The 13,298-nt window shown below is 66.6% G+C and carries 10 protein-coding genes; 7 read left to right on the top strand and 3 right to left on the bottom strand.

Annotation, left to right across the window (positions count from 1 at the left end):
* Positions 1-59 precede the first annotated feature (59 nt).
* From B3547_RS16565 to B3547_RS16555, 3 genes are read left to right on the top strand one after another with little or no spacing between them, the layout of a single operon-like run.
* A complete protein-coding gene (locus B3547_RS16565) occupies positions 60-1,382 on the top strand; it encodes an Hsp70 family protein (RefSeq protein WP_292964780.1) in 1,323 nt (440 codons plus the stop codon).
* The gene (locus B3547_RS16560; RefSeq protein ID WP_124809092.1) at positions 1,379-1,846 is read left to right on the top strand and encodes a GreA/GreB family elongation factor; all 468 of its coding nucleotides are present in this window, start codon (positions 1,379-1,381) and stop codon (positions 1,844-1,846) included. Before B3547_RS16565 ends, B3547_RS16560 begins: the two co-directional genes overlap by 4 nt.
* Before the next feature lie 55 nt (positions 1,847-1,901).
* Positions 1,902-2,867 carry an AEC family transporter gene (locus B3547_RS16555; RefSeq protein ID WP_124809091.1) on the top strand — a complete coding sequence of 322 codons (966 nt, stop codon included), beginning with the start codon at positions 1,902-1,904 and terminating at the stop codon, positions 2,865-2,867.
* A 4-nt stretch (positions 2,868-2,871) separates the two neighbouring features.
* Here B3547_RS16555 and pgmB read toward each other — a convergent pair whose 3' ends face one another.
* Both pgmB and B3547_RS16545 read right to left on the bottom strand, forming a co-directional pair.
* On the bottom strand, positions 2,872-3,513 hold the full coding sequence (pgmB, locus tag B3547_RS16550; RefSeq protein WP_292964778.1) for a beta-phosphoglucomutase: 642 nt from the start codon (positions 3,511-3,513) through the stop codon (positions 2,872-2,874).
* Entirely contained in the window at positions 3,510-5,660 is a 2,151-nt protein-coding gene (locus B3547_RS16545; protein WP_292964776.1) for a glycoside hydrolase family 65 protein, read from the bottom strand. The genes pgmB and B3547_RS16545 overlap by 4 nt, the downstream gene beginning before the upstream one ends.
* Before the next feature lie 191 nt (positions 5,661-5,851).
* Here B3547_RS16545 and B3547_RS16540 point away from each other — a divergent pair, with 191 nt between their 5' ends.
* A complete protein-coding gene (locus B3547_RS16540) occupies positions 5,852-7,168 on the top strand; it encodes an MFS transporter (RefSeq protein ID WP_292964775.1) in 1,317 nt (438 codons plus the stop codon).
* 1 nt (position 7,169) lies between these two features.
* On the opposite strand, the gene B3547_RS16535 is transcribed toward B3547_RS16540, so the two are convergent.
* Positions 7,170-8,147, bottom strand: coding sequence for a LacI family DNA-binding transcriptional regulator (locus tag B3547_RS16535; RefSeq protein ID WP_292964774.1), 978 nt, complete (start codon positions 8,145-8,147; stop codon positions 7,170-7,172).
* Positions 8,148-8,354: 207 nt separating this feature from the next.
* Between B3547_RS16535 and B3547_RS16530 the strand changes: the two genes are divergently transcribed.
* The 3 genes from B3547_RS16530 to B3547_RS16520 all read left to right on the top strand — a co-directional run bounded on the left by B3547_RS16530 (position 8,355) and on the right by B3547_RS16520 (position 13,214).
* Positions 8,355-10,664, top strand: a complete 2,310-nt coding sequence (locus B3547_RS16530) for a TonB-dependent receptor (RefSeq protein WP_194917602.1) — start codon at positions 8,355-8,357, stop codon at positions 10,662-10,664.
* A 163-nt stretch (positions 10,665-10,827) separates the two neighbouring features.
* Positions 10,828-11,133, top strand: a complete 306-nt coding sequence (locus B3547_RS16525; protein WP_292964770.1) for a hypothetical protein — start codon at positions 10,828-10,830, stop codon at positions 11,131-11,133.
* Between the two features lie 116 nt (positions 11,134-11,249).
* Positions 11,250-13,214: an alkyl/aryl-sulfatase gene (locus tag B3547_RS16520; protein ID WP_292964768.1), complete on the top strand. Its 1,965-nt coding sequence runs from the start codon at positions 11,250-11,252 to the stop codon at positions 13,212-13,214.
* The last annotated feature ends 84 nt before the right edge of the window (positions 13,215-13,298 follow it).

The following is a 13,298-nucleotide window of genomic DNA, read 5'->3' as shown; positions in this document are numbered from 1 at the left end:
TAGGCAGGCATTGCCATAGGCGCCGGCCGCTTCCCGACCCCGTTGCAAAGGAATCCTCCATGGCCACTGGCACGCCCACCGCGCGCGCTGTCGGCATCGACTTCGGCACCACGAATTCGGTCATCGCCACGACGGCCGGCGCTGGGGAGGCGGGGCTCGTCCGCTTCGACGCGCCCGACGGGACCAGCGCGGTTTTCCGTTCGGCCCTGTGCTTCTGGGAAGATAGCGCCATGCGCGGCGGGCTGGCGCACGAGGCCGGGCCGTGGGCCATCGCCGAATTTCTCGACATGCCCGATGGCAGCCGCTTCATCCAGTCGTTCAAGTCCGTTGCCGCCAACGCCCTGTTCGAACACGCCACGATCTTCGAAAAGCGCCTGCGGTTCGAGGATCTCGGCAAGGTGTTCCTGGAACACCTGCGCGCCCGTTCCGCCGGCGCGCTGCGCGATCTGCCGGAACGGATCATCGTCGGCCGCCCGGTGCGCTATGTCGGGGCACGACCCGATCCCGCGCTGGCGCGCGCTCGGTACGACGCGATGTTCGCGCTGCTGGGGCGCGAGGTACACTACGTGTACGAGCCGATGGGCGCCGCCTTCAGCTTTGCCGCGCGTCTCACCCAACCCGCGACGCTGCTCGTGGCGGACTTCGGCGGCGGCACCAGCGACTTTTCCATCGTGCGGGTGGAAGCGCCGGGCGCGGCGCAGCGGTGCGTGCCGCTAGGATCGGCCGGTATCGGCATCGCCGGGGACCGGTTCGACTACCGCATCATGGACCATCTGGTGCTGCCGATGCTGGGCAAGGGCGGCACCTATCGCTCGTTCGACAAGGTGCTGGAAATCCCGGCCGGGCACTTCACCGATTTCGGCGACTGGTCGCGCCTGGCGCTGATGCGCAACCGGCGGACGCTGGAGGAACTGGAGCGCCTGCGCCGCGCTGCCAGCGATCCGCAGGCGATCGGGCGGATGATCGCGGTGGTGGAAAACGAGCTGGGCTATCCGTTGTACGATGCGGTCGGCCGGCTCAAGCGCGCACTGTCGAGCGAGGAGTGGGCGACCTTCCGGTTCGACAGCCCGGCCCTGAAAGTGCAGGCCGACGTTAGCCGCGCGGATTTCGAGCAATGGATCGCGCCCGATCTGGCCCGGATCGGCGAAACGGTGGATGCGGCCCTCGCCAGCGCCGGGCTGGCGCCGCAGGACATCGACCATGTGTTTCTCACCGGCGGTTCCTCGCTCATTCCCGCCGTGCGCCGCCTGTTCACCGAACGGTTCGATGCGGGGCGCATCGATAGCGGCGAGGAGCTGACCTCGATCGCGCACGGGCTTGCGCTGATCGGGCAGGAGCCCGATCTGTCGATCTGGACGGTGAAGGACGAGGAACCGGCATGAGCGTGGCATTTCGCAGGGAAAGCGATGACGAGCATCTCGAACCGACATTCGAGATCCCGATCCCGCCCGGTCCCAATCTCGTCACCGCGCGGGGCCTGGCGCTGATCGCCGGCAAGGTGGCCGAGCTGGAGGCGGCGCTGCTGCCGCTGACGGACGAGGCGGAGGTGAAGAAGGTGCGGCGGGAACTGCGGTACTGGAGCACCCGTCAGGCGACCGCGCAACTGGCGCCGCAGCCCGGTGGCGCCACGGTGGAGTTCGGTTGTACCGTGACTTTCGCGCTGCGGGGCAAGGCGAAGACGATCACCATCGTCGGCGATGACGAGGCCGCCCCGGCAGATGGGCTTGTCTCGTTTTCCGCGCCGCTCAGCCGCGCGATGATGGGCGCGGAGGAAGGCGATTTCGCGGACTTCGGCGGCGAGGCCGATGCGATCGAAATTCAGGAGATCCGCGTTCCGGCTGCTTGATCTCCTGCGGAAAGGCAATCGCTGGCATCATTTTGCGCTTGGCTAACCGCGCCGCATGGCCCACGCGTCCGCGGCCGTTCCCGATTGCCGAGAGTTTCCCGTGCTGCAAAGTCTGTTCGCGTGTCTGCCGATCCTGGGACTGGTCGCTCTCGGCTTCGGTTTCGGGAAAGTGGCTCGTCCGGGCGTCGAGGGCCTTTCCGCGATCAACACGGCGGTCATGTACCTGTTTTTTCCCGCGCTGCTGTTCAAGGTGGGGGCGGATACCGATTGGCACGCGGTGTTCGAACCGGGGTTCCTGCTGGCCTTCGGGGGCGCGGCAATGCTGGCCTTCGCCCTTTCGCTGATGGTGCTTCGGCGCCTGTCCCCGCACGACCGGTCGGGCGCGATCGTCGGGGCGTTGAGCGCGTCCTATGCCAACACCGCGTTTCTCGGCCTGCCTCTGGCCGGGGCCTTGCTGGGGCAGATCGGAATTTCCGCCGCGATGCTGGCCAGCATGATACTTCTGCTGACGGTGGTGGCGGCCGCGCTGGTGCTGCTGCCATCGCAGGACGGCAGGGCTGGGCTTTCGACCAAGCTGGCGGGCGTGACGTTCCGCAATCCGCTGGTCGTCTCGGCGGTGTTGGGGATCGGCTGGTCCCTGCTGCGCCTGCCGATGCCGGTGCCATTGCACGATATGCTGTCGCTGCTGGGCGGCGCGGCGACGCCTTGCGCGCTGATCTCGGTCGGTGCGGCGATGGCGGGCGCGCGGATCGCGGGATCGCTGGCGGTCTGGATGGTGGTGTCCGGCAAGATGGTGCTGCAACCGGCGCTGACCGCGCTGGCGGCGCATCTATGCGGATTGCCGCCGGTGTGGACCAGCGCGGCGGTGTTGCTATCCGCCCTGCCGACGGGGGCAGTGCCCACGCTGCTGGCGCGGTCCAATGGCGTGGACCCGATGGGGCCGGCGCAGGCGTCGGCGATCACCACGCTTCTTTCGGTGGCGGCAACGCCGGTGGTGTTCGCGCTGTTCCCGCCCGTGTGAACGGTCAGGCGAGCAGGGCGGCGAGGTCGATGTCGGCCAGCGTCGCGAACTGCACGTCGGCGCGGGGCAGGGGTGTTTCGCCGATGCCGATCGCGCGGAAGCCGGCCGCGCGGATCGCCTCGATCCCGGCCGGGGCATCCTCGAAGCCGATCATCGCTTGCGGCGGCAAGTCGAAGGCCCGGGCACAGGCCAGGAACAGGTCCGGCGCCGGCTTGGGCAGGTGATCGGCGGGATCCGCGATGAACTCGAACGCCTCGGCCACGCCCAGCCGTTCCAGCAGGGCGGGAGCATTGCGGCTGGCGGAAGCGAGGCCGATGCGCAATCCGCGCGTGGCCGCTTCATCGAGCAGCGCGGCCGCGCCGGGCAACAGGGCGTCCGCCGTCAGCGTGGAGATCGCATCGACGTAGAAGCCGTTCTTGCGCGCGGCCAGGCGCTCTATCTCGTCGTCCGGCAACGCGCGCCGCCCCAGCTTCAGGATGTGCCGCAGCGAATTGATCCGGTCGACGCCCTTCAGCGCTTCGTTGTCCTCGGCGGTGAACGGGATGCCGAGTTCGTCCGCCAGCCGCTTCCAGGCCGCGAAGTGCAGGGTGGCGCTGTCGGCGATCACGCCGTCCAGGTCGAAGGCCAGGCCCTTGATCGCGCTCATGCCGGCAGATCCAGCGTGACCGGCGTGGCGCCCACGGTCACCGTCTCGCCCCAATGGGACAAGGTCAGCGGCTCGCCGTCGACCGCATAGCGGGCCTTGCCGTTCGCGACCGTGAGCGTGACGGCCCGGCCGTGGAACCGCACGCCGAGTTCGTAATCGCCGGCGACGGGATGCGCGCGGGGGGAGAACGCCAGCGCTCCGTCGAGCGTCGATAGCCCGGCGAAGCCGAAGGCGAGCGCGTTCCAGCCACCGCCCAGCGCGGCCATGTGCAGCCCGTGCGCGGTATTGGCGTGGAGGTTGAGCAGGTCGGTCAGCACCGTGTCGGTCCAGTACCGCGCGGCGCGTCCGGTTTCGCCGGCCAGCGCCGCCGCCGCCGCAAAGCTGCTGGCGGAGAGCGTGGAATCGTGGACGGTGAGCGCCTCATACACATCCAGCATCCGCTTGCGCATATCCGGCGCGAAGCGGTGGGGCAGCGTCGCGACGGCGAGCACCGCGTCCGCCTGCTTGCACACGCAATGGCGGTAGATGTGCAGCGGATGGTAGTGCAGCAGCAGCGGGAACTTGTCTGTTGGCGTGTCGCTGATCGGCCAGGGCTGCTTGCCGAAAAACGCGTCATCCTGCGCGAAGACCTGCCGGGCTTCGTCGAAGGGCAGAAAGATCGTGTCGGCGGCGCGCAGCATGGCCTGCCGCTCCGCCGGGGAAAGCCCCGGATCGATGCCGTGGCGCTGTTCGAGCGAGGCGGCATAGCGCATGTGCTCGGCCGCCATCAGGTTGGTGTAGAGATTGTTGTCGACCAGCGCGGTGTATTCGTCCGGACCGGTCACGCGGTTGATCACGAAGGCATCACCGCGCGCCGGATCGTGCCAACCTGCCGCCAGCCAGATGCGCGCGGTTTCGGCCAGCAGCTCCGCCCCGCCTTCGCGCAGGATCGAGAGGTCGCCGGTCGTCTCCACGTAGAGCCGCAGCGCGTGCGCGACATCGGCGTTGATGTGGTACTGTGCCGATCCGGCGAGGAAATAGGACGAACATTCGCGTCCGCCGATGGTGCGCCAGGGCAGCACCGCGCCGGTTTCGTGCCCCAGATCGCGCGCGTTCTGGCGCGCGGCGTCCAGCCCCGCCACGCGCCAGGCCAGCGCCGCGCGCGCCATGGCGGGCTGGGTATGGATCAGGAAGGGCAGGGCATAGGTTTCCGCATCCCAGAAGATGTGCCCTTCATAGCCTTCGCCGGTCTGGCCCTTGGCGGCGATGGAGCCGTGCCCGTCGCGGCGGACCGCCTGGGCGATCTGGAACAGCCCATGCCGCAGCGCGCCTTCGGCCACCGGATCGGCCAGGGCAAAGCGGGTTCCTGCCCAGATCGCGCTCCAGGCCTGCTCCTGTTCCGCCAGCAGGGCGTCGGCACCGGCGGCCGTGGCCGTGCCGACCAGCGCGCGCGAGCGCGCCGCCAATTCGTCGGGGGGGGTATCGCGTTCGGCGACATAGGCGGTCAGCACCGGGATGCGCCGTGCCTCGCCGGCCGGGATGCGGACCTGCAGCGGCGTGCTGCGGGCCACGGCCACGGTGAAGCCGCTCCGTTCGAGCCGGTCGGCACGGCAGGAGAGGGCATCGGCGGGCACGGCCACTTCGTGCCAGGGGTTGGCCATCGCCTGCGTGATGCGCGGATCGTCGATATCCGCCGGCGGCGTGGCAAGCCGGGGGGCCTCGATCCCGCCGCCGATCGTCAGGTCGATGGCGCGCGCGCCGGCGACGACATCCACGACGCAGCCCGCCAGCGCCTGCTCCGCCATGCTGGCGAAACGGGTCAGCGTGATCGTCGCATCGCCGTGCCGCACCGTCTGGCGCAGCACGCCCCGCTTCATGTCGAGTTCGAGCGGCGCGTCGATTGCGATGGGCGTGCCGTCGATGCCGATCGCGATCTTCGTTCCGTCGGCAACGGAAAGGCGTACGTCGCCACCGCGCGGCAAGCCATACGCGCCCTCGTGGTAGTCGATCGGCACCCGGTCATAGACGCCGTTGAGATAGACGCGCGGCAGATCGTCCGTCCCGGTTTCGGCGCGAATGCCGATGAAGCCATTGCCGATCGCGAAGATCGCCGGAACCTGCGGCCCCAGATCCAGCGGGGCGGCCAGGGTCCAGCCGTCGCGAATCATCCGGGCCTGCGAAAAGTCTGCGCGAGCCCCGTCGGCAGGGTGCATTCCATCTCTCCCATGGGTGCCTGAGGCGCCTACGAAAGCGCCGGAACACGGTCCGAAACACATTAATGATATGCATTTCATTACCGAAATGCTAGCTTCCGTTCAAGCCGCATGACGGCATGATGCGCAATAAGGGAGAGGCAGGCGTGGCATTTGCGGGAATCAGTGCGCAGAAACCGGAAGAAACTGCGGGGAATGCCGGCGGTGCCGCCGCAGCCCGGGCGGGCTGGTTCGTGACCTTCGCGCTGTGCCTCGGCTACGCCACGTTCGCGATTCTCCTGAACAGCGTGGGAACGGCGATTCTCCAGTCGACGGGCTATTTCCATGTCGACAACCGCGCGGCCAGCACGCTGGAAGCGTTCAAGGATATCACCATCGCCGTGGCCTCGTTCACGCTGGCATCGCACTTGCCGCGCTTTGGCATCCGGCGTTCGATGGTCGCCGCGCTGCTCATCGCCGGGCTGGGATGCGTGGCGGTGCCGCTGGGAGATTCCTTCTGGGCGATGCGGCTGATGTTCTTCGCCACCGGGCTTGGCTTCGCGCTCATGAAAGTGGCGGTCTATTCGTCGGTCGGCCTGCTGACCGGATCGGCCTCCGGCCATGCGCGCCTGCTGGGGATCATCGAATCCGGCTTCATGGCCGCGGTCGTCTCCAGCTCCTGGATTTTCGCGGCATTCATCGATCCCACGGATCCGTCGTCGCCTTCGTGGCTGAATACCTACTGGCTTCTTGCCGGCCTGTGCCTGGTCGCAGCCCTGGCTGCTGCTTTCGTACGCATTGATGAGCGGGGGCTGGTCGCGAAGCCGGAAGGCGATGCCGCCGCGCCGCGCGCGTTTCCGGCCATGCTCGCCCTGTTGCGGCTGCGGCTGACGCAGGTCTTCATCGCCGCGATCTTTCTCTACGTGCTGATCGAGCAGGGCGTGGGGACGTGGCTGCCCACGATCAACCACCGCGTGCTGGGGCTCGACGGCCAGATCGCGGTGCAAGCCGCTTCGGCCTTTGCCATGTCGATCGCGCTGGGGCGGCTCGTTGCGGGGCTGCTGGTGACGCGAGTAGGATGGTTTCCGCTCATGCTCGGTTGCCTGGCGGGCATGGCGGCGATCCTGCTGGCGGTGCCAGGCATGGTGGGGACGGATGCCCATGCGCCGGTTACGGCCTGGCGGGATATCCCGTTTGCGGCACTGCTGCTGCCCGCGATCGGGTTCTTCATGGCGCCGATCTATCCCACGCTCAACTCGGTGATCCTGAGCAGCGTGCCCAAGGCGCGGCAGCCGGGATTGATCGGCCTGATCGTGGTGTTCTCTGCGCTGGGCGGTACCACCGGATCGCGGATTGTCGCCGAGCTGTTCTCCGCTATTCCGGACGCGCGCGTTCTGTACAGCCTGCTGGTGCCGATCGCGCTGCTCGCAGCCGGCGTGATCGTGCTGAAGAGGCTGGCCGAGGAAGGGGTGTCTGTCGGCTGACCTAGGTCTCGCGCACGATCAGGCGCGTGGGCAGCACGGTGGACGCGGCGCGGCCGCCTTCGATCTTCTGCATCAGCTTTTCGACCAGAATCGCGCCGGCGATGTGGGTTTCCTGCTCCACCGTGGTGATCGCCGGGGTGAAGGCTGCCGCCGGCGGGATGTTGTTGTACCCGACCAGCGCGAAATCCTCCGGCGCGCGTAATCCCTGTTCCTTGAATGCGGCGATCACCGCCATGGCCGCCGTGTCGGAAAAGGCGAAGACGGCATCGGGCGCGGGATGCGTGGCGAGGTAGGCGGCGGTATCGTTGAGCGTGGAGGTGTACGACATGTCGCCCGTGCGCAGCACCCGGATGGACGCGGATTTGCCGTACGCCGCCTCGCTCAGCCCATCGTGGCGCATGGCGATTTCGGCATGGTTGGTATCGCCGATGAACAGCCAGTCCTTGCGCCCTGACCGCAGGAAGTATTCGCCCGCCAGCCGTCCGCCCAGGCGATTATCGCTGCCCACGGCGCAATAGGGCTCGGTCGGATCGACCGCGCCCCACACCACGAACGGCACGCCCAGCTTGGCCAGGTCGCGCAGCATCGGATCGCGTTCGCCCTGGCCCAGGAAAATGAAGCCGTCGACCACGCGTGCGTTGACCTGGTCCTGATAGGCGCGTTCGTCCTGCGCCGCGGGCGGGGAAAGCAGAAGATCGAGCTTCCGGACGGCCAGCGCTTCGGCAACGCCGGCCAGCAGTTCGAAGATGAACGGGTCGGCGATTCGGCCGCCCCGGTGCGAGCCGAAGTCGAGCACCACGCTGATCGTGTCGGTGCGGGTCTGCCGCAGTTTCTGCGCGTTGCGGTTCACCGCATAGCCGTGCGCGCGGGCCACCTCGAGCACGTGATCGCGCGTGGCCTGGGTCACCAGCGGACTGCCGCTAAGCACGCGCGAGACCGTGGGCTTCGATACGTTCGCGATGCGGGCGATGTCGGCCATGCTGACCCCCATCGATCGTGACCGTTTTTTCCGGATACCCGCTTCGTCCGCCACCCGTTGCTCCCGCCCTTTTGTGTTGCGCGCGCGTTATTGCAGGGTTCCGGTTAAAAATGAACAGCTGCAACTTGCCCTTGAAATGCATTTCATGACTCGTTAAAGGGCTGTCATGCACTCGCCGCAAAGGCGATGATCAAGGGAGAGAGGTGCATGAGACTTTCCATGAATGGCATGGTGCGTTCCGGTGTGGCGGCAGGCGCGATCGCGCTGGCGCTTGCGGCGAATGCCGTGCAGGCCCAGGACGCCGCAGCCCCGCAGGACGCGGCCGCTTCCGAAACCGTTGACGATGCCAACGCCATCGTCGTGATCGGTACCCCCGGCGGCGCGGGCGTGCGCAAGCAGGATGCTTCCTACGCCATTACCACCATCAACGAAGCCGCGCTCGAACGCATTTCGCCCAAGAGCACGGCCGAAGTCTTCACGCTCGTTCCCGGCGTCTGGGCCGAAAGCTCCAGCGGCGTGGCCGGTGCGAACATCGACGTGCGCGGTCTGCCGGGCGGCAGCGATGCGCCGTGGGTGACGATGTCGCTCAATGGCGCGCCGATCTACGGCACGGAATCGCTGTCGTTCATGGACAACAGCTCGATCTTCCGCACCGACGAGACGATCGCCTCCACCGAAGCCGCGCACGGCGGACCGAACGCGGTGTTCTCCAACGGCGAAGTCGGCGTTACGCTCAATTTCAACCTGAAGAAGGGCGGCGAAACCACCGAGGGCCGAGTCAAGCTTTCGGCCACGGACTACGGCTCGGCGCGGGCCGACGCGGTCATTTCCGGTCCGCTGGGCCACGATCTCTATTACATGATCGGCGGCTATGTGCAGCAATCGCCGGGCATCCGCGATGCGCAGTTCAAGTCGGAGAAGGGGCGCCAGATCAGCGCGCAGCTGACCAAGAAGTTCGACAACGGCGAAATCAGCATCTGGACCCGCGTGACGGACGATCACGGCCAGTGGTACCTGCCGATGGCGCTCAACACCGGCAACGATCTGGGCACGTTCTCGCAGCTCGGCAACGCCACGCGCTATGCCACCTTGCAGGTCGGGCCGAACGAGACGAAGACCTATGACTTCGCGCGCGGTCGCGGCTGGAAGGGCAGCCTTTCGGGCCTGAACCTGAAGTTCGATCTGGGCGGCGGCTGGTCGGTGCGCGACAACCTGTCCTACACTAACGGCAATGCCGATACGCTCGGCTTCGTGCCGGACGGCTCGCCCATCCGCGTTAGCGCCCTGCAGGCCGCCAATCCGGGCCTGGGCACGATCAAGACGGCCGGCGGCGTGACGCTGAACGCCAACGACTGGATCCAGAACTACGGGCACTGGGTGGTCGAGAAGAAGATCGAATCCTTCACCAACGATCTCAGCGTCAATTTCCATTCCGGCATCAACAACTTCACCGCGGGCTACTATCGCGCGGACTGGTCTGCCGATGATTTCTGGACGCTGGGCAACGCCGTGCCGGTCCAGAACGTGCAGAACGGCGATCTGCTGCAAAGCGGCATCACCTGCGGGATGCTGGCCAGCGCGGGATCGGGATCGAGCTGTTTCCACTATGGCATCCGCTCGTCGGGCGATGCGCAGGTCAACGCCATCTACCTGGCCGACAGCGTGCAGGTGACGGACAAGCTGCGGATCGATCTGGGCGTGCGGCACCAGTGGCTGGCGCTCGACTACGTGATCGATTCCAACGACTCCGGAACCTACGGCTATCCGGACGGCACGGTGAACCAGCGCAACCACGTCACCGCGAAGAAGTTCGCCTATTCGGCGGCGGCCAACTATGCGTTCGACCCGCACCTTGGCGTGTTCCTGCGCTATTCCAAGGGCTATCGCTACCCGAACTTCGATGATCTGCGGAACGGCAATCCGAACGTGTTCGGTGTCAGCCAGCTGGAAGGCGGGGTGAAGTATTCCAGCCAGCTCCTGTCGCTCTACGCCACGGTTTTCTATAACAAGAACAACAATTTCGACTCCACCGTCGGTTCGGTGGTGGCGAATTCGCAGTTCAAGACGCGGGCCTACGGCCTCGAACTGGACGGCAACCTGCGCCTCGGCGCCTTCGGGTTCGCAACCCTCGCGACCTTGCAGAACGCCAAGGTCACCGCTTCGTCGACCCCCGGACAGGTGGGCAACGAAGTGCTCCGCCAACCGAAGTACCAGGTCCGCCTTTCGCCCAGCTATGATGTGACCGTCGGCGCGGTGAAGGTCAGCCTGTTCGGCGCGGCGTCGTTCATCGGGGCGCGCTGGAGCGATCTGGCCAACTCCTCGCGCTTGCCGGCCTACACCAAGCTGGACCTCGGCGCGCAGGCGAAGCTCGATTCCGGGCTGTTCTTCTCGGTGCGGGCGGACAACCTCAACAACAGCCATGGCCTGACGGAAGGCGATCCGCGCAATCCGGCGACGCCGAATGGCCGCCCGATCCTGGGGCGTTCGGTGCTGTTCAGCCTGGGTTACGATTTCTGACGTAAGCCTTGGCCATCAATTCCCTCCCCTCTCGGGGCTGGAACCTCCCTCGGTTCCGGCCCCGTTTCTTTTGTGGCGTGTTTTTGACGGAGATGCGGATAGCCAGCCAGCCGCCGCCCGGTTATGCCCCGCAGGGGGCGCATTCGAAGCAAGGAAGTTTGCGATGAAGCAGGTTGCGTTGGGTATGATTCTGGCGCTGGTGGCGCCGGTTGCGGCAACGGCCGCCGATACGGGTGCGGTTGCGGCGACGACGGCGGCGAAGTTCACGATCGATACGCCGATTCAGGACATCGTGGCCAACGAGCAGGGCAAGGCCGTGATCGAACGGAATTTTCCCGGCCTGATCGCACGGCCGGAATACGAGATGTTCAAGGCAATCAGCCTCAAGGCGCTGCAGCCCTATTCCAGCGGCAAGATCACCGACGAAATGCTGGCCAAGACGCAAAGCGAACTCGCCGCGATCCAGTAAGGGCGTCCGACAGCCCATTGATGATGCCCCCATCGGGTGCGGAAACAATTGGCGCTTTCATTGCCATAACCTGTGCTCTAGGCTCGACATGCGATAACAAGACGCAGGTGGAGAGTATGGGGCGCAGGATGCTGAAAGGGCTGGCCGTGGTGCTGGCGGCTGGGTGCTGTTCGGGTGGTTCGGCGGCATTCGCCCAGACGGCCGCCGCCCGGGCTGCCGATCCGCCCAGCGCGACGACAAGGGCGGTCAATGAGGCCGCGCGCGCCGCCGCGCCGTTTCAGGACCGGCGTGATTACGACTTCGCCGCGCGCGGTTTCGTGGCGACGCGCAAAGACCCGCTGATCCGCGCCGCCGACGGGCGCGTGGTGTGGGATCTCAATACCTTCAGCTTCGTCGAAGCCCCGGCGCCCGATACGGTCAATCCCAGCCTGTGGCGCCATGCGCAGGTGCTTTCGCGCGCGGGGCTGTTCAAGGTTTCCGACCGCATCTGGCAGGTGCGCGGGTTCGATATCGCCAACGTGACCTTCGTGAAAGGCGACAAGGGCTGGATCGTGATCGATCCGCTGACCGCCGACGAAACGGCCCGCGCGGCCTATGATCTCGTGACCGAACAACTTGGCAAGCGGCCAGTCAGCGCGATAATCTATACCCATTCGCATATCGACCATTTCGGCGGCGCGGGCGGCATTCTGCCTTTCGCGGTGCCAGACGTGCCGATCCTGGCGCCGCAAGGCTTCACCGACGCGGCGGTGGGTGAAAACGTGATCGCCGGCCCGGCCATGGCGCGCCGCGCGATCTATCAGTTCGGGCTGACGCTGCCCAAGGGACCCACCGGCAACATGGGCTCGGGGATCGGCATGGCCGTGGCACCCGGCACGCAGGGGCTTGTTCCGCCCAATCGCGAAATCGCGAAGACCGGCACGGAGATCGTGCTCGACGGGGTGAAACTGCGCTTTCAGGTCACGCCCGGCACGGAAGCCCCGGCCGAAATGAACATCGGCTTCCCGGACTGGAAAGTGGCCGATCTTGCCGAAAACGCTAATGTCACCCAGCACAACATTCTGACCCCGCGCGGGGCGGTGGTGCGCAACGCCAAGGCGTGGGCGCAGGGGCTGACAGAGGCGATCGATTTCTTCGCCGGCGCCGACGTGATGATTACCAGCCACGGCTGGCCGCGCTTCGGGGCGGCGGAAATCACCGACTTTCTCGGCAAGCACCGCGATGCCTATGCGTACCTGCACGACCAGACCGTGCGGCTGATGAATCAAGGCCTGACGGGCGATGAGATCGCCGCGAAGCTGACGCTGCCGAAGGCGTTGCAGCAGGAATGGTACGGCCGGCCCTACTACGGTTCGCTCAGCTTCAACGCGCGCGCGGTCTATCAATTCTACATGGGCTGGTACGATGGCAACCCGGTGCATCTCGCTCCGTTGCCGCCCGAGGAAGGCGGCCGCCGTTATGTCGAGGCGCTGGGCGGCGCGGCGCGGGTGCGGCAGCTGGCGCAGGCGGCCTATGACAAGGGTGACTATGCCTGGGCAGCGGAACTGCTCAACCGCGCGGTCTTTGCCGATGCCGGTGACACCGCCGCGCGCGATTTGCTGGCGCGCTGCTATCAGCAACTCGCGTGGCAGAGCGAGAACTCGCTGTGGCGCAACATGTACCTGACGGGCGCGAGCGAATTGCGCGGGGCGCAGCCTCCGGCCGCATCCGCCATCTCGCCCGGAATCGCCGGCTCGCTGACGCCGGACCAGTTGTTCGATGTGCTCTCGGTCCGCTTTGCGGCCGAGAAGGCCGGCGATGCGAAGCTGCGTCTGGTGTTCGTGTTCCCCGACCGGAATGCGCAAGTGACGGTCACGGTCGGCAACGGCGTGCTGGTTCACCGGCCGGGCGTGGTCGGTACGCCCGATGCAACGCTGACGATCAAGTACGCCGATCTCGTCGCGGCGCTGCTCCGCGGCCAGCCGCTCGCGCCCAAGATCGCCTCGGGCGAAGCCAGGATCGAAGGGCAAATGGCCGCGTTCGCGCAATTGGTGAGCTGGATAGACAAACCGACGCCGCCGTTCGCGATCGTCACGCCATGACGGCACCGGAAGGAGAAGGATGATGACTGTTCGCAGAAAGAGTGCCGTTGGAGCATGTGCCGCCGCGCTGGCCTTCGCGCTTCC

The organism is Novosphingobium sp. UBA1939 (assembly GCF_002336885.1).
GTDB lineage: Bacteria > Pseudomonadota > Alphaproteobacteria > Sphingomonadales > Sphingomonadaceae > Novosphingobium.
Note: the sequence above shows the minus strand (reverse complement) of the source record. Positions and strands in the feature narration are given on the sequence as shown.

Excerpts from the sequence above, each read along its gene's own strand:
- B3547_RS16565 (WP_292964780.1), top strand. The coding sequence starts at position 60 with ATGGCCACTGGCACGCCCACCGCGCGCGCTGTCGGCATCGACTTCGGC.
- B3547_RS16560 (WP_124809092.1), top strand. The coding sequence starts at position 1,379 with ATGAGCGTGGCATTTCGCAGGGAAAGCGATGACGAGCATCTCGAACCG.
- B3547_RS16555 (WP_124809091.1), top strand. The coding sequence starts at position 1,902 with ATGGCCCACGCGTCCGCGGCCGTTCCCGATTGCCGAGAGTTTCCCGTG.
- pgmB (WP_292964778.1), bottom strand. The coding sequence starts at position 3,513 with ATGAGCGCGATCAAGGGCCTGGCCTTCGACCTGGACGGCGTGATCGCC.
- B3547_RS16545 (WP_292964776.1), bottom strand. The coding sequence starts at position 5,660 with ATGATTCGCGACGGCTGGACCCTGGCCGCCCCGCTGGATCTGGGGCCG.
- B3547_RS16535 (WP_292964774.1), bottom strand. The coding sequence starts at position 8,147 with ATGGCCGACATCGCCCGCATCGCGAACGTATCGAAGCCCACGGTCTCG.
- B3547_RS16530 (WP_194917602.1), top strand. The coding sequence starts at position 8,355 with ATGAGACTTTCCATGAATGGCATGGTGCGTTCCGGTGTGGCGGCAGGC.
- B3547_RS16525 (WP_292964770.1), top strand. The coding sequence starts at position 10,828 with ATGAAGCAGGTTGCGTTGGGTATGATTCTGGCGCTGGTGGCGCCGGTT.
- B3547_RS16520 (WP_292964768.1), top strand. The coding sequence starts at position 11,250 with ATGGGGCGCAGGATGCTGAAAGGGCTGGCCGTGGTGCTGGCGGCTGGG.